20 protein-coding genes are annotated in these 23,828 nt (G+C 59.3%); 13 read left to right on the plus strand and 7 right to left on the minus strand.

Going from position 1 to position 23,828, the window contains the following annotated elements; genetic code table 11:
• Positions 1 to 73 precede the first annotated feature (73 nt).
• Both AB5Y71_RS10355 and AB5Y71_RS10360 read right to left on the minus strand, forming a co-directional pair.
• Positions 74 to 2,986: an HD domain-containing phosphohydrolase gene (locus AB5Y71_RS10355; protein WP_368171500.1), complete on the minus strand. Its 2,913-nt coding sequence runs from the start codon at positions 2,984 to 2,986 to the stop codon at positions 74 to 76.
• 240 nt (positions 2,987 to 3,226) lie between these two features.
• Positions 3,227 to 4,534 carry a two-component system response regulator gene (locus tag AB5Y71_RS10360; protein ID WP_368171501.1) on the minus strand — a complete coding sequence of 436 codons (1,308 nt, stop codon included), beginning with the start codon at positions 4,532 to 4,534 and terminating at the stop codon, positions 3,227 to 3,229.
• Positions 4,535 to 4,579: 45 nt separating this feature from the next.
• On the opposite strand from AB5Y71_RS10360, the gene AB5Y71_RS10365 reads away from it, so the two are divergent.
• From AB5Y71_RS10365 to AB5Y71_RS10420, 12 genes are all read left to right on the plus strand, one after another.
• Positions 4,580 to 7,633, plus strand: a complete 3,054-nt coding sequence (locus AB5Y71_RS10365) for an ATP-binding protein (RefSeq protein WP_368171502.1) — start codon at positions 4,580 to 4,582, stop codon at positions 7,631 to 7,633.
• A gap of 956 nt (positions 7,634 to 8,589) precedes the next feature.
• A complete protein-coding gene (gene hybO, locus AB5Y71_RS10370) occupies positions 8,590 to 9,723 on the plus strand; it encodes a hydrogenase 2 small subunit (protein WP_005345182.1) in 1,134 nt (377 codons plus the stop codon).
• A gap of 2 nt (positions 9,724 to 9,725) precedes the next feature.
• Positions 9,726 to 10,772, plus strand: coding sequence for a hydrogenase 2 operon protein HybA (gene hybA / locus AB5Y71_RS10375; RefSeq protein ID WP_368171503.1), 1,047 nt, complete (start codon positions 9,726 to 9,728; stop codon positions 10,770 to 10,772).
• Complete coding sequence (hybB, locus tag AB5Y71_RS10380) at positions 10,765 to 11,952, plus strand: Ni/Fe-hydrogenase cytochrome b subunit (protein ID WP_021230238.1); 1,188 nt, start codon at positions 10,765 to 10,767, stop codon at positions 11,950 to 11,952. Before hybA ends, hybB begins: the two co-directional genes overlap by 8 nt.
• Positions 11,949 to 13,652: a hydrogenase 2 large subunit gene (hybC, locus tag AB5Y71_RS10385; protein ID WP_064336167.1), complete on the plus strand. Its 1,704-nt coding sequence runs from the start codon at positions 11,949 to 11,951 to the stop codon at positions 13,650 to 13,652. The genes hybB and hybC overlap by 4 nt, the downstream gene beginning before the upstream one ends.
• A complete protein-coding gene (locus AB5Y71_RS10390; RefSeq protein WP_368171504.1) occupies positions 13,652 to 14,182 on the plus strand; it encodes a HyaD/HybD family hydrogenase maturation endopeptidase in 531 nt (176 codons plus the stop codon). Before hybC ends, AB5Y71_RS10390 begins: the two co-directional genes overlap by 1 nt.
• Positions 14,164 to 14,679, plus strand: a complete 516-nt coding sequence (gene hybE, locus AB5Y71_RS10395; RefSeq protein ID WP_064336165.1) for a hydrogenase-2 assembly chaperone — start codon at positions 14,164 to 14,166, stop codon at positions 14,677 to 14,679. The genes AB5Y71_RS10390 and hybE overlap by 19 nt, the downstream gene beginning before the upstream one ends.
• Before the next feature lie 131 nt (positions 14,680 to 14,810).
• Positions 14,811 to 16,421 (plus strand): ABC transporter substrate-binding protein, encoded by a 1,611-nt coding sequence (locus AB5Y71_RS10400; RefSeq protein WP_368171505.1) that lies wholly within the window; start codon positions 14,811 to 14,813, stop codon positions 16,419 to 16,421.
• The gene (locus AB5Y71_RS10405) at positions 16,406 to 17,416 is read left to right on the plus strand and encodes an ABC transporter permease (protein WP_368171506.1); all 1,011 of its coding nucleotides are present in this window, start codon (positions 16,406 to 16,408) and stop codon (positions 17,414 to 17,416) included. The genes AB5Y71_RS10400 and AB5Y71_RS10405 overlap by 16 nt, the downstream gene beginning before the upstream one ends.
• A complete protein-coding gene (locus AB5Y71_RS10410; RefSeq protein WP_368171507.1) occupies positions 17,406 to 18,221 on the plus strand; it encodes an ABC transporter permease in 816 nt (271 codons plus the stop codon). Before AB5Y71_RS10405 ends, AB5Y71_RS10410 begins: the two co-directional genes overlap by 11 nt.
• Entirely contained in the window at positions 18,215 to 19,003 is a 789-nt protein-coding gene (locus tag AB5Y71_RS10415) for an ATP-binding cassette domain-containing protein (RefSeq protein ID WP_368171508.1), read from the plus strand. The genes AB5Y71_RS10410 and AB5Y71_RS10415 overlap by 7 nt, the downstream gene beginning before the upstream one ends.
• Positions 19,003 to 19,644 carry an ATP-binding cassette domain-containing protein gene (locus tag AB5Y71_RS10420; RefSeq protein ID WP_368171509.1) on the plus strand — a complete coding sequence of 214 codons (642 nt, stop codon included), beginning with the start codon at positions 19,003 to 19,005 and terminating at the stop codon, positions 19,642 to 19,644. Before AB5Y71_RS10415 ends, AB5Y71_RS10420 begins: the two co-directional genes overlap by 1 nt.
• Before the next feature lie 351 nt (positions 19,645 to 19,995).
• On the opposite strand, the gene hypB is transcribed toward AB5Y71_RS10420, so the two are convergent.
• Positions 19,996 to 20,844, minus strand: a complete 849-nt coding sequence (gene hypB / locus AB5Y71_RS10425; protein WP_368171694.1) for a hydrogenase nickel incorporation protein HypB — start codon at positions 20,842 to 20,844, stop codon at positions 19,996 to 19,998.
• On the opposite strand from hypB, the gene AB5Y71_RS10430 reads away from it, so the two are divergent.
• Positions 20,725 to 21,081, plus strand: a complete 357-nt coding sequence (locus tag AB5Y71_RS10430) for a hypothetical protein (protein ID WP_368171510.1) — start codon at positions 20,725 to 20,727, stop codon at positions 21,079 to 21,081. The two genes, hypB and AB5Y71_RS10430, sit on opposite strands and share 120 nt — an antisense overlap.
• Here the strand turns inward: AB5Y71_RS10430 and hypA are convergent.
• From hypA to AB5Y71_RS10450, 4 genes are all read right to left on the minus strand, one after another.
• Positions 21,059 to 21,400, minus strand: a complete 342-nt coding sequence (hypA, locus tag AB5Y71_RS10435) for a hydrogenase maturation nickel metallochaperone HypA (protein ID WP_106843291.1) — start codon at positions 21,398 to 21,400, stop codon at positions 21,059 to 21,061. The two genes, AB5Y71_RS10430 and hypA, sit on opposite strands and share 23 nt — an antisense overlap.
• Before the next feature lie 69 nt (positions 21,401 to 21,469).
• Positions 21,470 to 22,474: a hydrogenase expression/formation protein HypE gene (gene hypE / locus AB5Y71_RS10440; protein ID WP_368171511.1), complete on the minus strand. Its 1,005-nt coding sequence runs from the start codon at positions 22,472 to 22,474 to the stop codon at positions 21,470 to 21,472.
• On the minus strand, positions 22,471 to 23,583 hold the full coding sequence (gene hypD / locus AB5Y71_RS10445) for a hydrogenase formation protein HypD (protein ID WP_368171512.1): 1,113 nt from the start codon (positions 23,581 to 23,583) through the stop codon (positions 22,471 to 22,473). The genes hypE and hypD overlap by 4 nt, the downstream gene beginning before the upstream one ends.
• A complete protein-coding gene (locus AB5Y71_RS10450; RefSeq protein WP_368171513.1) occupies positions 23,577 to 23,828 on the minus strand; it encodes a HypC/HybG/HupF family hydrogenase formation chaperone in 252 nt (83 codons plus the stop codon). The genes hypD and AB5Y71_RS10450 overlap by 7 nt, the downstream gene beginning before the upstream one ends.

Here is a 23,828-nt window from a genome sequence, read left to right on the forward strand (position 1 = left end):
GTGACAAGACGGCGGGTCTGCATGCAGATCCCCAGACTGCAGGCATCAGGTAACCCAGAGTGCCTCGCGGCGATCAATGGCTGGCGAGATAGGGGCTGATATCCACCTCGTCAATGAGCTCCGGGCTCATGTAACGCTTGGCATAGCGCAGGTAGACGCCAGAGCGGAGAAAGAGCGCAAACAGCTCGGGGTCGATATGGTGATCCTGTTGCATGAATCCCATGATGCGGATGGCCTCCGAAAGAGATTTGGCTTTCTTGTAGGGGCGATCGCCGGCGGTCAGCGCCTCGAAGATATCGGCAATGGCCATCATCCGGGCAGGGATGCTCATCTCGTCCCGTTTCAGCCGCTTGGGATAACCAGTGCCATCCATCTTCTCATGGTGTCCCCCTGCGATTTCCGGCACCTGTTTCAGGTTGGCGGGGAAGGGGAGTTTTTCGAGCATGATGATGGTCTGGATCATGTGCTCGTTGATCTTGTAGCGCTCCTCATCTGTGAGGGTGCCCCGGCGGATGGCGAGGTTGTAGAGCTCGCCGCGATTATAGAGGTATTCAGGGGTGTTGACCTGAAATCCCCAAGGGTTGTCAGGGGCAAGACGGTCGCGGTTGCTGCGGGTGAAGAGGTGATCCGGGCGATCGGCCAACAAGGGTTCGGTGACCGGCAGCGGTGACTCCGCGGCCCGCTGTTTGCGCGCCAGTTCATCCTGAGAGATCCCAATCCGATCGGAGAGCGTGCGCTGCCAGGTGCGGCCCGCGATCTGCTGCAGCCTTGCAATATCCTCTGTGGCCATAAATTCGCCCCCTTCGTTGCAACGGGCGATAAAGGCAAACTCCTCATCCAGCTGTTGCCACTGCTGTTGCAGCGTGGCCTGTAACGTGTCCTCATCACCCCCATGGAGACGTGCCTGCCAGTAGGCAATCTCGGCATCCCGTTTCAGCACTTCAAAGCGCATCCTGACCTCGTGAATGCGATCGCACAGGGTTTCCAGCTTGGTGGCCTTGTCGACCACAAACTCCGGAGTGGTGACTTTGCCGCAGTCGTGCAGCCAAGCCGCGATATGTATTGCTTCCCACTGTTTTTCATCGAGCGAGAAGTGTTGGAAGGGGCCCTCCTTGGCCTCACATGCCGATTCTGCCAGCATCTTGGTCAGTTCGGGGACTCGTTGACAGTGGCCACCGGTATAGGGGCTCTTGGCATCGATGGCCCCTGCGATGAGCTGGATAAAGGCTTCCAGCAGATTGCGCTGCTCCTCCAGCAGTCGCTGGGTGGTGAGTGCCACAGCGGCGGTGGAAGAGAGCGCGTTGACAAATGCCATCCGCTGCGGGGTCAGTGACTTCTTCCGTTCATCGATCAGAAACACCAGGGTGCCGAGCAGTTGGCCATCACGGTTTTTCAGGGCAATCGGCCAGAAGGTCAGTGGTGTGTCGCTCTCCTCGATGTAGGGAAACAGGATCTGCAATTCGCTGGTGACCAATGCAACGGGTTCCAGTTCTACCCCTTGCAAGCTCTGGAACAGTGGATGTTTTGGCTGATTGAGGGTTCCGATACTGTGGATCGGCGTTTGCTCCTGCACCTCGCCATTCCAGCACAACCCTGCCAGATCCAGTGTCTTGTTGCCGCTATCGGAGAGGTAGAGCATGCAGCCTGTTGCACCGGTCAGTTGCTGCATTTCGGTGAGCAGCCGCACCAGCAAGCGGGGGAAACTGGTCTCGCTGGAGAGGGAGGTGGAAAGCTGCAAAAAGCGCTGGATGGTCGATTTCATGTCGCCCATGGCCTGGGAGAGATCGATGATTTCAGCAATATAGGAGTTGACTCGGATCGGATCGTTGAAGTCGAAGTGGGCGATTTTTCCTGCTTCTTGAGTCAGGTCATCAAGGGGCCTGGCGGCGGTTCTGGCCAGCTTGATGGCCGCGAACAGGGCAAAGATCAGGAAGATGCCCGACAGAAGGAAGGTCTGATTGCGAATGGTGAAGGCGGTGGCCAGCAACTCATCGACAGGTGCTGCAATCCAGAGGGTTAATTTTGACCCATCGGCTTCCGGTAAAGTGATACGCATTCCTTGCCAATCATTGCCCTCTGACTTAAAGGAAAGACTATCTGCCTTCTGATTCTGACTGGCATTCATCAAGTGTTGGATCATAGGCAGGTCGGCTTCGGTCACTCTTGCAAGTCGATAAGCGCCATGTTCATGAATCAGCATCCCACCTTTATGACTTGTCATTAGCTCGCCCTGCTCATTGACGATGGCTAGACGCATATTGGGGGTTATCTTGGCGGATTTGAGCAGGCGCTCGATAGCTCGGAGGTTCAGGCTCATCCCTATGACGCCAGCCCCATTTTGCATTGGTTCGGCAAAACTCAGGTACATCTCCTGAGTATCGTGCGAGATATAGAGAGGGGATTGCACCAACTGTCCACTCTGCTTGGCCTGAATAAACCATGGATGCTCTATTGGATCAAAAAATTGTCCTGATTCCTCTTGCCGTTCAATGATGGTGAGATTGTCGGCCAGCGCGAAGGTCTCCGTAAGAGTGGTTGCCTCTTGATGCCGGATGCTCTTCACGATCCAGCGGGTATTGGCGGGCGGCGTTAGGTGTGGTACCTCGGTGTCGGCAGGCCAGCGCATGAGCCAGAATAGATCGCCGTTGTTGTAACCGGCATACACCGCGTTGGCAGAAGGTTGTCCTTTGAGCAGGGTTGTCATGTAGGGAAGGCTGGCCATTCGCTCTGACAGGGTCTTGGCTTCGGTCAGGCGCTGTTGGGCGAGCAGATTAACGCTTAAAGCTGAGGTGCTGAACAGCCCTTCTAAAGCCTGAGTGGTGATTTGGCCAATCAGGGTGAATCTGTCTTCCGCCACTTTCATCAGCATGGTTTTGGTTTGCCGATATTGGTGACCAAGAGTGATCAAGGCAAACACCAGCAATAAACCCAGAAACAGATGGGCAATATGAACATACAAGGGGATAACGCGGCGAATGAGACTCATGTTATCTCCTTAAATGGATGGGTTTGTTGAGTGGGGTATAAATGAGATAACCCAACAGGATAATGGGTAGCTTCATGGTGTTCGCCCTTGCTGCTTGCATTAAAGAGCCCCCGTTGCGTAAACCACCAGATGACAATAAATGGAAAGGGGTGATAAATCCTTTTTTTTTATTCACCCATCGCAGTAGCCAAAAATGATCCACGGCGATGTTACCGCAGAGTTCTGTGATCGTGATTCTTTTCACTCTGGATATGGATTGAAACCCTCTTTTTGCGGGAAGTGCGCCGAGATATTCAGCAGCCTGGTTTCTTCATCCAGCGACACAGTAACGGTGGCTCCATGGGCTTCCAGCATGATTTTGCCATGATAGCCATTGTGACTGTGTGCTTCTTTGTTGTTATTAGAGGATGGGAATCTGTCGAACAGAGAGAGGACATTGTTGATATCCAGCAAGGTCGAGCTATCAATATTTAAAATAATGCTGTCGGGGTATTTCAGACAGACAATTTCCACGCAGGAGGAGGGCTCCGCATGCTCACAAGCGAGCCGTGTCAATATTTGAAACGCGGAATAACAGAGAAATTCGTCACCTGCGATGAATAGCTCGTCATAGAGGTAATTTTGGGGTTTGGTCAGCTTGATATCGAGCTTTTTCTCGGCATAGAGATTTTTGAATTGCACCGAAAGCCGGTTGAAAATATTAAAGAGCTGGACTTTACCCGCTTTCAAAACAAAGGTGCCGGTTTCAATCTGGTAAATCTCGCTGGCCAGCCGGGTCAATGCCAGTGCATCGCCTACAGATTTTCTGGTGATGGATAGCTGGGTTTTTTGGAGCATGTTGAGCGATGAGTCGGCCGCCAGCTCTTCCAGCAGGTGTAGCGCGTTGAGCAGGGGCTCCCGAATTTCATAGCGGATATTGAACTCGAGGCTCTCTTTGAGCGCATTGAGCTCAAGCATCTGATCGAACTCTTTTTGCAGATCTCTTCTGGCATGCACCAGCCGCATCAGATTGGCAATGCGAAAACGCAGCATCTCGATGTCGATCGGCTTGGTGATAAAATCGACGGCCCCCAGTTTCATCGCCCGTTTACGGGAATAGATATCATCCAGTGCCGTCATAAAGACGATGGGGATGTGCTCTGAGTGGGGATGTTCACGCAAAATTCTGGCGACATCGAATCCGTTCAGGTTGGGCATCATGATATCGAGCAGCACCAGATCGGGTGGATTATCTGATTGGCAGATCCTGATCGCTTTTTCGCCATCCTTGACCAACTTGAGATGAAACTCTTTGCGAAATACCGAGGTGATCAGCATCAAATTATCTGGAACATCGTCAACCACCAGAATGGTTGGACTATCCTGATTGCTGGCGACCAGATCGCTGTTGGAAAAACGGTGTAAACGACCGAATTCAAATTGTGAAAGTGGGGGCTGCGACTGGCTGGTTGCCAACAGCAGCCGAGTGATCCTGGTTTTAAGGGTATCGGGCTTGAGCGGGGTCAAGATAATGTCAGAGACTTTCGCCTGGACAAATTGTTCGATCAATGGGCGATCTGTCCCTGAGGTCAGGGTCAAAAATGGCAGTGTGTGATGAGGTGCCCTACTGCGAATATTTTTCAGCAGCGTGAGCAAGTTTGCCGAATCGAGATCGATATTGCAGATAATCAGGGTCGCCTGCTGGGGGTAAATCGCGCCTTTACCAGCTCATTTGGTGGTGCCCGCCCGCTCGAGGGCAAGCGGTTGGCGGAGTTGCCCCAACTTGCCGGGTTGGACTCGGCGGATGAGGACAACACCTTGTTGAGGGTGGCTGGCAGCCAGGCCAGAACGCAGCATGAGGTGCGCCTGTTTTCGCCGGATGGCCGTCCTCTGGACATGCTCTATTTTCTCTCGGGGATCGAGCTTGCCGAGAGCGAGCGAAGCGGTGCGGTCGGCAGCTTGGTCGACATCACCCCGATCCGTGCCGCCGAGCAGGCCATGCGGGAGGCTCATGACCGGATAGCGGCAGATCGCCAGCGGCTGCACGAGAGCGAGCAGCGGATCCAGTCCATGGTGCGCAACGTACCGGGTATGGTCTATCGCTGCTTGCCTCATCATCCCTGGACCATGTTGTTCGTCAGCGACGAGGCGGAAAAATTAACCGGCTATCCCGCCAGCGATTTTGTCGATAACAGCCGCGATTTTGGTGACTTGATCCATCCTGATGACCTCGAACTGAGCAACCGCAACACCATCGATGCCATTGCCGAACATCGGCAATACATCAACGAGTACCGCATCTTCGATCGCTGGGGTCAGCTCCGCTGGGTCTACTCCATCGGACTCGCCACCTATGATGCCGAGGGTAAGGCCATCTATCTGGACGGGATCATCTTCGATTTCAGCGACCGCAAGCAGGCTGAGGCCGCCATGCTAGAAGCTAGGCAGATCTCCGAAGATGCCACCCGAACCAAGAGCGAATTTTTGGCCAACATGAGCCATGAGATCCGCACGCCAATGAATGCCATCATCAGTATGGCCCATCTGGTGCTGCAAACCAACCTCTCCCCCGAGCAGCACAACTATGTGAGCAAGATAGACAGAGCGGCGAACAACCTGCTCGGGATCCTCAACGACATCCTTGACTTCTCCAAGATGGAGGCGGGCAAGCTGCAACTGGAGAAGGTGGATTTCCAGCTCAACGAGGTGTTCGAGTGGCTGGCGGATCTTACGGCGTTTCGGGCGCGGGAAAAGGGGCTGGCGCTGCTGTTCGATCTGGCCGGTGATCTGCCTGACCGTTTGTGCGGCGATCCCCTGCGGCTTGGCCAGATCCTGCTCAACCTGACCAGCAATGCCATCAAGTTCACCGAGCAGGGAGAGGTGATTGTCCGGCTGGCACGCAGTAACGAGCGAGATGGCAAGATCTGGCTGCAGGGCAGTGTGCAGGATAGCGGTATCGGCATGACAGCCGAGCAGTGCCAGCGTCTCTTCCACTCCTTTGAACAGGCTGACAGCTCGACCACCCGCAAATATGGTGGCACCGGTCTTGGTTTGGCCATCACGCACAATCTGGTGCAACTGATGGACGGGGAGATCTGGGTGGAGAGCGCCCCGGGGCAGGGCAGCGAGTTCCACTTCCGTATCTGTCTCGCCACCCTGGCGGATCAGGGTAAGGAGAAAGAGCAACGTGTGGCCATGCCGCTGGCGCCGCAGCGTCTGCTGTTGCTGGAGTCGTGTCCTGCTTCGCGAGCGGCCATTCTCCACCAGCTGGCGGCGCTGCCTGTTGAGCTTGTCTGCGCGGACGAGCCCGCCACAGTGCTGGCACTGCTGCATCAAGGCATCGCGGCGGGCAAACCCTGTGATCGAGTTGTGCTGGGCTGGCTGGAGGGGGAGAGCTGGTTGACAGAGGTGCTGCAGGAGGTTGGCACGCTGGCAGCGCCGCCCGCGATCTTGCTGATCACCTCGGGCGATCCCGCACCGCTTGCCAGCTATGTTGCTGCGCTGGGGTTGGCGCCGTGTGATGTGCTGGCCCATCCGTTTACCCCGCAGGCACTGTGTCAGGCATTGTGTAAGGCGCAGGGGGGCGATGCCGTGGGACGAGAGGCGTTATCGGATGCAAGCCCCCATCATCAGGTTGCGCTGCCCGCTCATGGGCTGGCGGGGGCTCGTCTGCTGTTGGTGGATGATAACGACATGAACCGGGAGGTGGCGCTGGCCCTGCTGGGCAAGGAGCAGATCTCCCTGGTCTGTGCTTGCGATGGGGCACAGGCGCTCGCCCTGCTGGCGCAAGATCGCGGGTTTGACGGTATCCTGATGGATTGCCAGATGCCGGTGATGGACGGGTACACCGCGACCCGGTTGATCCGCGCCGATCCGGCGCTGGCCCGGATCCCCATTATCGCTATGACCGCCAGCACCATGGCCGGGGATAAAGAGAAGGCGCTGGCGGCAGGCATGAATGACCACATCGCCAAACCCTTGAATATGCCGCTGTTGCTGACGACCCTCTCGCACTGGATCACACCCGCCAGACCTCTGGCTGCCGCCAGCAAGTTGCAGGTGACTGACGATGCTACCCCTTGGCAAGGCGTGCTCGGCCTTGACGTGCAGCGGGGCATGGCCGTGATGGGGGGCGACAGTGCGCTCTACCGCAATATGTTGCAGCGCTTTTGTAACGGGCAGCGGGGGTTGGAAGCCAGTTTCCACTCGGCGTGGGTCTCGGATGACAAAGTCACTGCCCGGCGTCTGGCTCACACCCTCAAGGGCAGTGCCAGCACCATAGGGGCGACCGGTGTGGCGGAGCAGGCGGCGCTGCTCGAGCAAGCCAGTGAAGAGGGGGATGATGCAGGGGTCGCAACCCGCTTGCCATCCCTGATGGCCGAGCTGAAGCCCCTGCTGTCTGGGCTGGAAGCCGCGCTGGCAGTGTCCCCTGTGACGATGGGCGCTTGCCGAGGCATCGATGCCGGGATGCTGGCGGCGCAACTCCAGCAGTTGGGGGCCTTGCTGGCACAGAGCGATGCCCAGGCGTTGGCGTTTTGTCAGCAGATTGAGGCTGATCTGGCTGGCAGTGCATTGCCGCTGCGTGCTGCATTTCAAGAGGTGAGCCGGGCGGTCAACGAGTTCGAGTTCGATAAGGCGCTGCAGTTGCTGGCACCACTGCTTGAGTGATGGTTTACACCCTTATCGCTTGTCATGTTCATCGTCATCCAAACTCATTTTTTGGGGTTGCCATTGAACAAGAATAATTATCATCTATATCGATGGAGATGGATATTTACGCTCTGGTTAATTAAGCGGGGTGACGTGAAGGTAAATAGTGTGAAGGTGGGCGGTAACATCTGTAACCGGATGAGCGAATGCATCGCGAGTTAAATATGTACACTATGTTGCAGGCAGCCTTCCACCTTGCCTTTCTCTCACCATTAATTTGAATGCAGATTCACGATGATGCGTAAACATATCCGTGAGTGCGATATTTTACTCACCAGCATCCAAGACAATAAAGAGTGGGGGGAGGTCATACTGATATGCATACCTCGGCGGCATCTTTTCATTAAGCGGTGTTAAACGGCAGGGAGGCCAAGCGGGGTTGTGCTGTGTGGGCTAGCAGTAGAACGTGTCGCACTGAAGCGCAGGTAAAATGCAAACTGAAACCAAACGACATGCAGGTAAATCGTGCCGTGCAGGCCGTGCTTGCTACCGGTGGCAGCTGGCCGTGAGACCGTTCTGGTATGGGGAGGCAAGTCAGGAGGTTGTCCCGTGGATGACTGCATGAAATATGCAATGAGATGAGTAAAGATATATTCAATGGATCATTTATTGGTGGGCATCAGTATTGTGAAATGAGCGGTATAGCCAAGATTTCAATCATGTTAATTTGGCTCACAGTGAAAGAGAGGATATGCGGTGATTAATTATTTAATATCCAATTAAGTTCATAAAATTTACGGTTTTGCTAAATATCTCTTAGGGGGTAATTAATTTCATTTGTGATGTGGCTCGCTATGAAAATAGGGGTAAGCCGGTCGAAATTGATAGAGATCAATACTGCAGGGTGGGTGAGTCCTTAGCATTTCCGCTATTAAGCATTTATCAAACAAGTGCTCACTACGGGAATAAGAAGAATGGTCGAGGATAATTTTTTATCGGCTCATGGGATTAATCGCCGTGATTTTATGAAATTGTGTGCCGGGATGGCCGCAACCCTGGGATTAAGTCAGCATGCTGTCGCCAAGATGGCCACTGCGCTCACCAGCCCCGAACGGCCGCCGGTGATCTGGATTGGGGCGCAGGAGTGCACCGGTTGTACCGAATCGCTGCTGCGCGCCACGCACCCCACCATCGAGAACCTGATCCTCAATACTATTTCGCTGGAGTACCACGAGGTGCTCTCGGCGGCCTTTGGTCATCAGGCGGAAGAGAACAAGCACAACGCCATCAAGCGCTATAAAGGCAAGTATGTGCTGGTGGTTGATGGCTCCATTCCGCTCAAAGATGGCGGCGTCTACTGCATGGTGGCCGGTGAGCCTATCGTCGACCATATTCGTCGTGCTGCTGCCGACGCGGCTGCGGTGATCGCCATCGGCTCCTGTGCTGCCTGGGGCGGTGTGCCTGCGAGCGGCGGCAACCCGACCGGTGCGGTCAGCTTGGAAGAGGCGCTCGGCAATATCGGCACTCCCATCATCAATATCCCGGGCTGTCCGCCCAATCCCCACAACTTCCTCACCACGGTTGCCTACTACATCACCTACGGCAAGCTGCCGGCGCTGGATAGCAAGAAGCGTCCGCTGTTTGCCTATGAGCGTCTGATCCACGAGAACTGCGAGCGTCGTCCGCACTTCGACGCAGGGCGTTTTGCCAAGGAGTTTGGCGATGAGGGTCACCGTCAGGGTTGGTGTCTCTACCATCTGGGTTGCAAAGGGCCGGAGACCTATGGCAACTGTTCAACTCTGGAGTTCTGCGATGTGGGCGGTGGCATCTGGCCGGTCGGCATCGGTCACCCCTGTTATGGCTGTAACGAGCAGGGGGTCGGTTTTAGCAAGGGGATCTTCCAGCTTGCCAAGGTCGAGAACCCGACCCCGCGGGTGGATAAACCCGATGTGAAAATTCAGGAGGGGGGCTATACCTCGCCCACGGCGACCGGCCTTATCGGTGGCGCCCTCGGGGTGCTGGTGGGGGTGAGTCTGATGACGGTGCGTGAACTCGGTCGCCAGCAGAAGCGCCACGAAGCCGGGCAGCACCCATCACGGGAGGAGTAACCGTGAACAGACGAAACTTCCTCAAATTCGCCTCCGTCGGTGCGCTGGCGGCGGGCACAGCCGTACCCGGCACCGCACTGGCAGCGGCCAAGAACAAGCCACCCATTCCCGGCGCACTCGGTATGCTCTACGACTCCCCCCTCTGCGTCGGCTGTCAGGCCTGTGTGGCGGAGTGTCAGCGCCTTAACGGAAATTCTGTCAACCCGGTAGGGGCGCAGACCTGGTCCAACAACGACAAGCTGACCCCCTACACCAACAACATCATTCAGGTGTGGAAGAGCGGCACTGGCGAGCACAAGGATCAGCTGGTGGATGGCTACGCCTACATCAAGAAGCAGTGCATGCACTGTGTCGATCCCAACTGCGTCTCTGTCTGTCCGGTGCAGGCTCTTAAAAAAGATCCCAAGACAGGCATCGTTCACTACGACCCGAGCGTCTGCACCGGCTGTCGCTACTGTATGGTGGGTTGCCCGTTCGATGTGCCCAAATATGACTATGACAACCCGCTGGGGGCGATCCACAAGTGCGAGCTCTGCAACCAGAAGGGGCTTGAGCGGATCGATCAGGGCAAGTTGCCCGGCTGTGTCGAGGTGTGCCCCACCGGCGCCGTCATCTTCGGCACCCGCGAGGAGCTGATGGCCGAGGCCAAGCGCCGCCTGCTGGCAAAGCCGGGCAGCGAGTACGCCTACCCGCGCCAGACCCTCTCTGCCAACGACCCTTACCTGCACGAGGTGCCCAACTACCAGCCATATATCTATGGCGAGAAGGAGGGAGGCGGCACCCAGGTGCTGGTACTGGCCGGGGTGCCCTATACCAAGCTCGACATGCCCGACTTGCCGGAGCTCTCCTCCGGTGCCCGCTCCGAGCATATCCAGCACACCCTCTACAAGGGGATGGTGCTGCCCATGGTGGTACTGACCGGCCTTTCGGTGCTCATTCGCCGCAACACCAAGAATGGTCACGATCACCATCACGATGATGGTCATGATCAGGGGAGTGCGCAGATCAAGGATCAGGGCACCACAAAGGGAGGCAAGGATCATGAGTAACCACAAGGCGTATCCCCTCGGCGGCAAGCTGGTCAGCTGGCCTGTGCTGGTGCTGGCCCCCTTTGCCGTGCTGTGCGGCATGTTGATCTTGAAACGCCTCGTCTTCGGGCTGGGTTCGGTCACCGATCTGAATGGCGGTTATCCCTGGGGACTCTGGATCTCGTTCGATCTCTTGATCGGTACCGGTTTCGCCTGTGGCGGCTGGGCACTGGCCTGGGCTGTCTATGTGTTCAACCGGGGCGAGTATCACCCGTTGGTGCGACCGGCCCTGTTGGCGAGCCTGTTTGGCTACTCGCTGGGCGGCCTCTCCATCACCATCGACGTGGGGCGTTACTGGAACCTGCCGTACTTCTACTTGCCTGGTCACTTCAACACCTCCTCGGTGCTGTTCGAGACGGCGGTCTGCATGACCATCTACATCGGGGTGATGGCGCTGGAGTTTGCGCCCGTGCTGCTGGAGAAGTTTGGCTGGAAGGCGTCGCTCATTCGCCTCAACAAGATCATGTTCTTCGTGCTGGCGCTGGGGGCCCTGCTGCCCACCATGCACCAATCCTCCATGGGCTCGTTGATGATAGTGGCGGGGGAGAAGATCCATCCGCTCTGGCAAAGCTACGAGTTGCTGCCGGTCTTTTCGCTGCTGACCGCATTTATCATGGGCTTCTCCATTGTGGTGTTTGAAGGATCCTTGGTGCAGGCCGGACTGGCGGGGCGGGGCCCCAACGAGAAGTCGCTCTTCTACAAGCTGACCCAGGTGATCGATATCTTCCTGATCCTGTTTGTGGCGCTGCGCTTTGCCGAGATCGTCATCCACGACAAGTCGGAGTATCTCTCCGAGTTCAATCGCTTCTCCATCATGTTCTGGAGCGAGATTGCGCTGATGATCTTCCCGCTGCTGGTGTTCCACTGGGACAAGAGCCGCCGGGATTCGCGCATGTTGTTCCTGGGGGCCCTCAGCATGCTGCTGGGCGCCGCCCTCTGGCGACTGGATTACTCCCTGCTCGCCTTTAACCCCGGCAATGGCTACCACTACTTCCCCTCTGCGGAGGAGGTGCTGATCTCCCTGGGCTTTGTTGCCATCGAGGTGTGTGCCTATTTGCTGTTGATCCGGCTCTTGCCGGTACTGCCATCACTTGAACGTGTTCACCAAGATTATCAGGCCCGAGGGAAAGCCAACGTATGAGCCAACGTATCACCATAGACCCCATCACCCGCATTGAGGGGCACCTGCGTATCGACTGCGAAATCGAAGGCGGTAAAGTGACCAAAGCCTGGTCGTCCGGCACCATGTGGCGCGGGATGGAGGAGATCGTCAAGGGCAACGACCCGCGCGATGCCTGGATGATAGTGCAGCGCATCTGCGGGGTATGTACCTCCATTCACGCAATCGCCTCGGTGCGGGCGGTGGAGAACGCCATCGGTGCCAAGGTGCCGGTCAACGCCCAGTACATCCGCAACCTCATCATCGCGGCCCACAACATCCACGATCACATCGTCCACTTCTACCAGCTCTCCGCGCTGGACTGGGTGGACATCACCGCGGCCCTTGAGGCCAATCCGCAAAAAGCGGCGGACATGCTCAAGGGGGTATCAACCTGGTCCCTCAACAGTGCCGATGAACTGACCAAGGTGCAGGACAAGATCCGCGCGCTGGTGGCGAGCGGCCAGCTTGGCATCTTTGCCAACGGCTACTGGGGTCACAAGGAGATGAAGCTGAGCCCGGAGGTAAACCTCATCGCCGTGGCCCACTACCTGCAGGCACTGGAGTGCCAGCGCGATGCCAACCGCATCGTCGCCATTCTGGGGGGCAAGAGCCCGCACATCCAGAATCTGGCGGTGGGCGGCGTGGCCAACCCCATCAATCTGGATGCACCGAGCGTGCTCAACCTGGAGCGGCTGCTCTACGTGAAGAGCTTTATCGATCGGCTCGGCGAGTTTATCGAGCAGGTCTACAAGGTGGATGCCGCCATCATAGCCGCGCACTACCCCGAGTGGCTGAGTCTGGGGCAGGGGGCCAAGCACTACCTGAGCGTGCCGGAGCTCCCCACCGACGCCAACGGCGGCAGCTTCCTGATGCCGGGCGGCTACATCGAGAATGGCAATCTGGCGGGTTATCGCCCCATCGAGAGCCATCAGGATGGCTGGCTGATGGACGGCATCGCCGAGAGCAACAAGCACGCCTGGTACAAGGATGACGCCCCCCTCAAGCCGTGGGAGGGCAAGACCGAGCCCAACTACACCGGCTGGCAGGATGATGGCAAATACTCCTGGGTCAAATCCCCCACCTTCTACGGCAAGGTGGTGGAGGTGGGGCCGCTTGCCGACTTGCTGGTGAAGCTCGCCGCCAAACACCCGGAGACGGTAGCGCACTTCGATCAGCTGAACGGCATCTACAAGGCGCTCACCGGCTCTGCCATCAAGACCGAACAGCTGCACTCCACCATGGGCCGCATCATCGGTCGCGCGGTGCGCTGCTGTGTGCTCAAAGATACCCTGGCGCACCAGTGGAAGGCGCTGGTGGACAACATCGGCAAGGGGGACACCACCGCCTATATCAAGGCGGAGATCCCGGCGGACAAGGAGTTTCGCGGAGTGGGCTTTGAAGAGGCACCGCGCGGCATGCTCTCCCACTGGATCGTCATCAAGGGCGGCAAGATCGAGAACTATCAGGCGGTGGTGCCATCGACCTGGAACTCGGGCCCGCGCAACTTCAACGATGAGCCCGGCCCCTACGAGCAATCTCTGGTGGGCACCCCGGTTGCGGATCCCGCCAAACCGCTGGAGGTGGTGCGCACCATCCACTCGTTCGATCCCTGCATGTCCTGTGCGGTGCATGTGGTGGATACCCAGAATGGCGAAACGACTCAGGTGAAGGTGCTGTGATGAACACCTTGATCCTGGGCGTGGGCAACCTGCTCTTGAGTGACGAGGCCGTCGGCGTGCGCATCGTTGAGGGGCTGGGGCGCGAATACCGTTTCGCCCCCGGCATCGAGCTGCTCGATGGCGGTACCGCCGGTATGGAGCTGCTCGAAGCGATGGCCAGTCGCGATCACATCATTCTGGTGGATGCGGTGCGCAGCGGTAATCCGCCGGGCACAGTGGTGACCCTGAAGGATGAGGAGATCCCGACCCTGTTTGGCCGCAAGATCTCCCCGCACCAGCTGGGGCTGGCGGACGTGCTTTCGGCGCTGCACATGACGGGGGAGTCGCCCAGGCGGCTCACCCTGATCGGGGTCGAGCCCGAATCCCTCGAACCTCGCATCGGCCTCACCCCCGTGGTGGCGGCGGCCATGGGGGAGGCGACGGATCGGATTTTGACCCTGCTGGCCGCCGTTGGCGCGCCCGCCATCCCGCTCTCTGAGCAAGAAAAAGCTGAACAAGCACGGGAGGGCCTATGGTGCAGTCCCATTTAAGCGGGCTTGATGACGTGCAGGAATTTGCCGGTTTTACCAGCGATCCCGCACCTCTGCTGGTAGCCCAGTATGAGCGGATCGCTCGTGAAGAGATGCAGGCGCTGCCCTTCTATCACGCCACCATGCCCATCGTGGCCGAGTGCGTGCTGTTTGAAGGTCAGTGGCTCGGCTGCGTGCTCACCCCCTGGATGCTGAGCGTGGTGGTGCTGCCGGGGCCGGATCAGCTTTGGCCGGTGCGCAGCAGTAGCGATCGGCTCGCCCTGCAGCTCCCCTGCGGCAACATGACCTTTATGGTGGGTGAATTGCCCGAAAGTGGTCAGTTGCTGGCCTGCTCCCTGATGTCGCCGCTCGATCCCCATCTTGGGGCCGGGGAGGGGCGCTCACTGGTGAGCAGCACCCTCAAGATGCTGCTCTCCTTGCCGGTGCAGCAAGGGGCTGGCGGCGTGGATCTGGGCCGCAGACGGCTATTCGGTGCCCGGCGCGGTCAACCGGCATAGTCGCTAGGTTTCACGCGAAATCAAGTTTAGAATAGGGGGCCATTTTGGCCCCTCACTCCCATGTTCAGACACGCATTCCGCCTCTTTTTTGAGTGATGATCCGTGAGTGGTACAAAACAAGAAGGATCCCCATGACTGTTCCACGCAATTCCCTTCGCCATTACTGTGGCACCAGTGCTGCCGCCCTGTTGACTTTGCTGCTGGGCACTGCCTCTCACGCGGCGCTGGCCGCTGCCCAACCTGTGCCTGCCGAGCTCAAGCTCGCCATCGGCGCCGAACCCACCGAAGGGTTTGACCCTCTGCTTGGCTGGAGTCACGGCAGCTACCTGCTGCTGCATAGCCCGCTGCTCAAGCAGAACGCCGATCTCAGCTGGCAGAATGTGCTCACCCAGTCGGTGACCCCGAGCAAGGATGGCAAGGGGTGGCTCATTACCCTCAAGCCTGACCTGAAATTCTCCAATGGCGCGCCGCTCACCGCCGAAGATGTGGCCTTTACCTACAACAGCGCAGCCCAAGGCGGCGGCAAGATCGACATGGGCAACTTTGTCTCGGCCAAGGTGCTCTCGCCCACCGAGGTTGCCATCACTCTTAGCGCCCCCCAGAGCACCTTCGTCAATGTGCTGGGATCCTTGGGGATAGTGTCGAAGCAGGATTACGACGCAAAAGCCTATGCCCAAAAGCCGGTCGGTGCCGGCCCTTACCGGCTGGTGAGCTTCCTGCCCGGTCAGCAACTGGTGGTGGAGGCGAACCCCTATTACGCCGGCGGCAACAATGACTTCAAACGGCTGGTGTTTGTCTTTATCGATGAAGAGAGCGCCTATGCCGCCGCCCAGAGTAGCCAGCTCGATGTGGTGCGCATCGCCCCGTCACTGGCGCCAACCGTGCCTGCTTCCCTCAAGCTGTGGGTGCGGCCGAGTGTCGAGAACCGCGGCATCGTCTTCCCCATTCCTGCTGCTGGTAAAAAAGATGCCAAGGGTTATCCCATCGGCAACGACGTGACCTCGGACGTGGCGGTGCGCCGCGCCATCAACTACACCATCGACCGCAAGCTGCTGGCCGACCAGCTGCTGGAAGGACATGCCATCCCCGCCTACAGCGCGGTAGAAGGCTTGCCCTGGCTGAACAAAGCCACCGCCTTCAAGGATGGGGATGCGGCCCACGCCAATACCCTGCTCGATGAGGCGGGTTGGAAGATGGGCAGTGACGGCATTCGCCACAAGGGCGACCTGCGCGCCGCCTTTACCCTCTGGTACACCAGTGGCGACAGCACCCGCCGGGATCTGGCGGAAGCGGTGCGGGCCATGCTCAAGCCCATCGGTTTTGAGGTGAGCCTCAAGTCCGGCAGCTGGGAGCAGGTGGAGCGGGAGATGCACGCCAATCCGGTGCTGATGGGGTGGGGGAGTCTGGATCCCATGGAGCTCTATCACCACTACCAGAGCGGCTCCGGTGGCGTGGAGTTCTACAATCCGGGCTACTACAGCAACCCTGTGGTGGATGGCCACCTCAAGCAGGCGCTGGATGCCCCGAACTGGCAAGCGGCCGTGCCGTTCTGGCAGCAGGTGGAGTGGGATGGCAAGACCGGTGCCGGAGTGCAGGGAGATGCCGCCTGGGCCTGGCTGCTCAACGTGCAGCACACCTATCTCGCCAACCGTTGCATCGACCTTGGCAAGGGTGCACCGGAAATCCACGGTAGCTGGTCACTCCTCAACAACCTGCAGGATTGGCGGTGGACGTGCCGTTAAGTTCGCCCTTGAGTCACTCCGGTTATCTGTTGCTAAAAGCCCTGCTGCGTCTGGCAGGGCTGTTATGTCTGGTCTCGGTCGCCACCTTTGTGCTGCTGAGTTACTCCCCCATCGATCCCATCAAGGCCTATATCGGGAACGATCTGCTCCATGTGCCGCCGGAGCAGTACGCCCGCATCGCCGCCCGCTGGGGGCTGGATCAGCCGCTCTGGCTGCGCTACTGGCACTGGTTTAGCCAGGTGCTGCGGGGGGATCTCGGTTACTCCATGCTCTACAACGCACCGGTGACTCAGGTGATAGGCCAACGCTTTGCCGCCTCTTTCCTGCTGCTGGCGGGCGCCTGGCTGCTCTCCGGTTTTTTCGGCATCCTGCTCGGGCTCTGCGCCGGTCGCTATCTCAACCGCTGGCCCGATCGCTTTATTTGCCGCTTTGCCTATCTGCTCGCCTCCCTGCCCACCTTCTGGGTCGGCCTGTTGCTGCTCGCCCTGTTTGCGGTGCACTGGCCGCTGTTGCCGGTCTGCTGCGCCTGGACGCCGGGGCTTGCTGCCGAGGAAGCGGATTGGGCATTGCGAGCGCGCCATCTGTTGCTGCCGGTCACCACCCTGGCGCTGCTCGGGGTAGGCAATATTGCCCTGCATACCCGGGGGCGGGTGGCCGAGGTGCTGAAGAGCGACTTTATCCGTTATGCCCGCGCTCAGGGGGATGGTGGCTGGTCCATGCTGCGTTTTCATGTGCTGCGCCACGCCCTGACCCCGGCACTCTGCCTGCAGTTTGCCTCCCTTGGCGAGCTGATTGGCGGGTCGCTCTTGGCCGAAAAGGTCTTCTCCTACCCGGGGCTCGGTCAGGCCACCGTGGATGCGGGGCTGCGGGGGGATATCCCCCTGCTGATGGGCATAGTGCTCTTCTGCACCCTGCTGGTCTTTATTGGCAACACTGTGGCCAGTGTGCTGTTGGCCCGCATCAATCGGGGCTGGGAGGGCGAGCATGCTGTTTAATCCGTTTCCCTCCATACTGCGGCTGGTTTTTGCCCTGCTCGGATTGGCGCTGCTGGCCACTTACGGCTGGAGCCTCTCTCATCAGGATGTGCCGATGGATCTGCTGGCGCGCCAGCAGCCTCCCTCGCTGACCCACTGGTTCGGCACCGATCAGATGGGACGGGATCTCTGGTTGCGGGCCTTTCAGGGCACCCTCACCAGTCTGGAGCTTGGCATCAGCACGGCGCTCTGTAGCGGGTTGCTGGCCATGGTAGCGGCAAGCGTGTCGCTCATTCACCCCAGATGTGATGCGGCGGTGCGAATGGTGGTCGACGCCATGCTGGCGCTGCCCCATATGCTGCTGCTGATCCTCATCTGCTTTACCGTGGGGGGCGGCATGCGCGGGGTTATCCTGGCGGTGGCGCTCACCCACTGGCCCAAGCTGGCGCTCATTCTCTGCGCCGAGGCGCGGCGGATCGCCTGCAGCGACTATGTGGTGCTGGCCCGCTGTCAGGGGATGGGGGCGCTGCGTCGCTGGCGCATCCACCTGCTGCCGGGGCTGTTGCCCCAGTGGTTTATCGGCACCTTGCTGATGTTTCCCCATGCGGTGCTGCACAGCGCGGCCTTGAGCTTTCTCGGCTTTGGTCTGGCGGCCCACGAGGCCTCGCTGGGTCTGCTGCTGGCCGATGCCCTGCGTTATCTGGCGGGTGGCGGTTGGTGGCTGGCCCTCTTCCCGGGGCTGATGTTGCTGCTGCTGGTGTTGCTCTTTGATCAGGCTAGCCGCGCCTTGCAACAGCTGCTGTGGCACAGGAGTGAACCATGCTGAGTTTTGACCATGTGACCATAGAGGCGGCCCACTACTCCTGGCTGGGGCGACGCAGCTGGCAGCCTTTACTGACCGATATCAGCCTGCAACTGGCGCCGGGGGAGATAGTGGCACTAGTGGGAGGGAGCGGCGAGGGCAAGAGCCTGCTGCTGCAAAGCGCTCTGACATTGCTGCCGGACAATCTGCGAATGCGCGGCAGCATCTCTCTCGATGGCACGCCACTGTGCGATGCCAGCCGGGCCAGCCTGCGCGGCCACACCCTCTGCTATGTGCCGCAGGGGGTAAGCGCCCTCAATCCATTGTTGACGGTGGAGCGTCAGCTGGAGCGTGCGGCACGTCTCTGCGGCCAGAATGGTTCTCGCGAGCGGCTCGGCGAGCAGTTGCTGCGCTATCAGCTGCCCGCGACCACCTTGGACAGATTCCCGCGCCAGCTCTCCGGCGGCATGGCCAAGCGCATTCTGGCCTGCACTGCGGCGCTCGGTGGTGCCCGCTACATTCTGGCGGACGAGATCACCGCCTGGCTCGACGAGGGGCTGGCCTGCCAGCTGCTCGGCCAGTTGCGTGAATTGGCCAATCAGGGCAGCGGTATCCTCTGGGTGACCCACGATCTGGCGCTGGCGGCCCGCTTCGCCGATCGCATCGTGGCGCTGCATCAGGGGCAGGTGAGCGATACCTTGAGCTGCCACCATCTGTGCCAGGGGCAGGGGAGCGAGATGCTCCGTGCCCACTGGCAGGCGCTGCCGGAGTTCAATTCGCTCTTCTCTGTGCCGGAGGTTTCCTGATGTTGGAAGTACGAAATCTCACTATCGCCCAGGGGGAACGTCCCCTCTGGCAGGGGTTATCGCTGACGGTGAAAGCGGGCGAACGGCTCGGCATCTCCGCCCCGAGCGGTTATGGCAAGACCACGTTGGGGCGGGTATTGGCGGGTTGGCAACCGGTTGGGGCTGGCGGGCAGATCCTGCTGGATGGGCAGCCAGTACCTGAACAGGTAAAAGGTTATAACCCCATCCAGCTGGTGCCCCAGCACCCGGAACTCACTTTCAATCCCTATCGCACCACCGGGCAGGCGCTCTGGGATGTATGGCGCCCCGATGACGCCATGCTTGCCCGCTTTATGGTCAAGCCTGAATGGCTCGGTCGTAAACCCGGCCAGCTCTCCGGCGGTGAGCTGGCCCGCATCGCGCTGCTGCGCGCCCTCGATCCTCGCACTCGTCTGCTGATTGCCGACGAGGTGACCGCCCAGCTGGATCCGCAAATACAGCGCCAGCTCTGGCGGGAGTTGATGGTTGAATGTGAGCAGCGCGGGCTTGCCATGGTGATCTTCAGCCACCAGCAGGCGCTGCTGCGCCAGATCTGCCATCGGGTGTTGCGCTTTGGGGAGATGCAGCCCGTGACTGGTGTATTGGCTGAAAATGCGGCCTGAGGATTGGTTCCCCCTCATCCCCAGCCCTTCTCCCGCAAGGGGAGAAGGGAGTTGAAGGTGCCATCTCACCACGCTCAGGGTTTAGGGTTTGGAAAATCTCGGGGTTTGAAAATATGGCTGGTTGTTATGCTCGAAGCCCCCTGAGGGGTTTGAGGGCGTCGTATAGCGGCGGCATCCACAAACCGATTCCCTCTCCCTGGGGAGAGGGCCAGGGTTCGGGGGGCGAGTATGAAACGCTGGCCATTCTTTACAGAGAAAATCGTTGGCAAAGTGCGTAGATAAAAGAGAGGGAGGCATCAGCCTCCCTCTCTTGTTTTCTACCGTTATCAGCGGCGTTTAACCGGTTCTGGTTCAGGCTGTGGCCAGCCAGTTAAGCCAGGCATCCATCCCTTCACCTGTGGTGGCGCTGACCTGGATTACCTGAATATAGGGGTTGACCCGTTTGGCGTTCTCGATGCAGCGGGCTACGTCAAAGCTGACGTAGGGCAGCAGATCGATCTTGTTGATCACCATCAGCTGGGCGGCGGCGAACATGTCCGGGTATTTCAGCGGCTTCTCTTCCCCCTCGGTGACAGAGAGGATCGCCACCTTGTACTTCTCGCCGAGATCGAAGCTGGCGGGGCAGACCAGATTGCCCACGTTCTCGATAAAGAGGATGCCCCCTTCATTGGCGGGCAGCTGGTGGCAGGCGTCGTGAACCATTTTGGCATCCAGATGGCAGCCCTTGCCGGTGTTGATCTGCACGGCAGGAACGCCGGTGGCACGGATGCGATCCGCATCGGCGCTGGTCTGCTGATCCCCTTCGATTACCGCGCAGGGGCGTTTGTCGGCCAGTTGGCGCAAGGTTTCGCACAGCAAGGTGGTCTTGCCTGAACCCGGGCTCGACACCAGATTGAGTACCAGCTGGGCCGCCTCGTCGAAGTGCTCGCGGTTATGGGCCGCCAAGGCATTGTTCTTGGCCAGCACATCCATCTCGATGGCGATCAGCTGGCGCTGCCCCATACCGGGGACCGACAATCCCGCTTCCCCTTTGCCATAGTGCAGATCACCCTGCTGGTGGTCATGGTCATGGTCATGGTCATGGTCATGGGGATGCGCGTGGGAATGGCCGTGGTCATGAGAGTGGGTATGATCATGATGATGGTCGTGGGGATGATCATGGTGGTGCTCATGGGGCTGATCATGCCCCTCATGGCTTATGGGTGCCAGCACCCCGTGGTAGTGGTGATGGACATCTCCCTGATGGTGATAGTGGTGGTGAATGATCAGGGTGCGCGGTGCGCTCTGCTCGTGATCATGGTGGTGATGGGGCTCATGACCATGTTCATGGTGATGTTCATGTTCGTGATGATGCTCATGATCGTGCTCATGGCCGGCGATCCGCGCCTGGCCGCATCCGCATACGCTACACATATCAACTTACCTCGATGTCGGTGATGCGCAGGCTATCGCCCTGCGCGACTCGTAATTTGTATCCGCCACACTCGGGACAGGCCTGCCCGCGCTCGGTGAGGGTGACCGTCTTGTTGCAGTCGTAACACCAGGCCTCTGCCGCCTGGTGCTGAAAGTGAAGTTGGGCCCCCTCGACGACTGTGCCCTTGGCGGCCGCCTCGAAACAGAAGGCGATGGTGTCCGGGTCGACGCAGGAGAAGCTGCCGACCTCGAGCCAGAGGGCGGTCACCCTGGTAAAACCCCGCTGGGTGGCCTGCTCGGCTGCCAGATCTATGGCGGCCATGGCCAGAGACATTTCGTGCATGGTGGCTCCTTAACCGATATGGAGAGGAACAGTGACTCCTCCCTGTAATTGACGGAACGGCATGGCCGCTCAACAGATCCGCGGCAGCAGTTCCCCTTGCGGTAGCTCCAGATAACGGCGGCTACCCCAGGGGTTGTTGAGGATCACCTTGTGGCGATCGCTCGCCTGTACCACGCCGATCTGGCTGGCTGCGGGGTTGAATTGTCGCAGGATGTCCAGTGCGTCCTGCGCCTGTTCAGCAGGCAGGGCCAGTACCATGGTTCCCTCGTTGGCGAGATCATGGGGCTCGAAACCGTAGAGCTCGCACAGGCCACGCACCGGATCGCACACCGGAATGGCGGACTCTTCCAGCTCGATGGCAACGCCGGAGGCGCTGCTCCATTCATTCAGCACGGCGGCAAGGCCACCGCGAGTGGCATCGCGCAGGGCGTGAGGGGTAATCCCCGCTTTTAGCAGCGCTTCTACCTGCGGCCAGAGGGTGGTGCAGTCGCTCTTGAGATCGGAGCCCAGTTGTAGGGCGTCACGGGCCATCAGGATGCAGGCGCCGTGGCTGCCGATATCCCGCGACACCAGAATGGCGTCACCGGCCTTGAGGTTGCGTACCGAGATGCCCCGGCTCTGCTCAGGCAGCGGGAAGGTGCCGACCCCGCTGGTGTTGATAAAGATCTTGTCGGCCGCCCCCTTGGGCACCACCTTGGTGTCGCCGCAGACGATACGGGCGCCGCTCTTGGCCAGCTCTGCGGCCATCGACTCGACGATGCGGGCCAGATCAGCGTAGGGGAACCCCTCCTCGATGATAAAGCTGCAGCTCAGATACTCGGGCTTGGCCCCCATCATGGCGAGATCGTTGACCGTACCGGCGATGGCCAGCTTGCCGATATCGCCCCCCTCGAAGAAGAGCGGCGAGACGGTAAAGCTGTCGGTGGTGAAGGCGACGGGCCCGCTTACCGGCAACAGGGCGGCATCTTCACCTCGCAGCAGGATCTCGTTACCAAAGTGGCGAAAGAAGAGCTGGTTGATCAGCTGATTCATCTCGACGCCACCGCCGCCGTGGCTTAACTGAATTTCTCTCATTGGATCCCCATATATCGGTAGTAGGCATTGCAGGCCCCTTCGGTGCTGACCATGCAGCTGCCCATGGGCTGGGTCGGGGTGCAGCCCCGGCCAAAGACTTTGCACTGATTCGGTTTGGCCAGGCCGCGCAGGATATCGGCGCACTGGCACGCCTTGTGGTCATCGATGGGAGTCTGATTGAGTTGAAAGTGGCGCTCCGCATCGCGCTTGGCAAAGGCATTGCGCAGGCGCAGGGCGGAGGCGTTGATATCGCCAAGACCTCGCCAGCGAAAATGCTCGCGGGTCTCGAAAAAGCGCTCGACCAGCCGCTGGGCGGCTTTATTGCCACTGGCGGTGACGGCGCGGCTGTACTGCACTTCCAGCGCGTAGCGACCCTCCACCTTCTGGCGCACCATCATCAAGAGCGCCTCCATCACATCCACCGGCTCGAAGCCGCTCACCACCACTGGCACCTGATAACGATCGACGATAGGCAGGTAGATATCGGCGCCGGTGATGACGCTGACGTGGGAGGGGCCGATAAAAGCGTTCACCTTGGCCACCCCGTCGGCCATCACCGCATGAATGGCGGGGGGCACCAGCACATGGTTGATATGAAACAGCAGGTTCAGGACCCCTTGCTCTTCAGCGGCAGCCAGCAAGGCGGCTGTCATGGGGGTGGAGGTCTCGAAACCGATGGCGAAGAAGACCACGGTTTTTTCCGGGTTCTCTTTGGCGATACGCAGGGCATCGAGGGGATCATAGACCGGGCGGATATCGCTCCCCTTGGCCCGCTGCTGTGCCAGCGTACCCTTGGAGCCCGGCACCCGGATCATGTCCCCCAGGGTGACCAGAATGACATTCGGTTGACTCGCCAGCTCGATGGCCTGATCGATGCGCTCTTTGGGCATGATGCAGACCGGGCAGCCGGGGCCGTGGACAAACTCGATGCTGGCCGGCAGCAGCTGGTGCAGGCCGTATTTCATGATGGTGTGGGTATGGCCGCCACACACCTCCATCACCCGCAGCGGCTCGGGGAGATCCTTGGCCAGTTCTGTAATTTGGGCGGCGAGGGCGCGGATAACGTCAGGCTGACGAAAGCCCTGAAACAGGTCATTCAAGGTCAGCATGGCAAGATATCCTGTTTAGGCATCAGGGCCACCATCTGGCGGAAGCTCTCGAGGCTGGCCTGCGCCTCCTCTGCGTCAATCTTGCTCATCACAAAGCCGATATGGAGCAGCACATAGTCGCCCACCTGGAGGGGCTTTTCGAGCAGCATGCAGCTGACGCGCCGCTGCACCCCCAGGGTATCGACGGTGACGCAGTTATCTTCGGGGTGCAGCTGCACTACCTGAGAGGGGATGGATAGACACAT

This window comes from Aeromonas sp. R9-2, from assembly GCF_040908025.1.
Taxonomy (GTDB): Bacteria; Pseudomonadota; Gammaproteobacteria; order Enterobacterales; family Aeromonadaceae; genus Aeromonas; species Aeromonas veronii.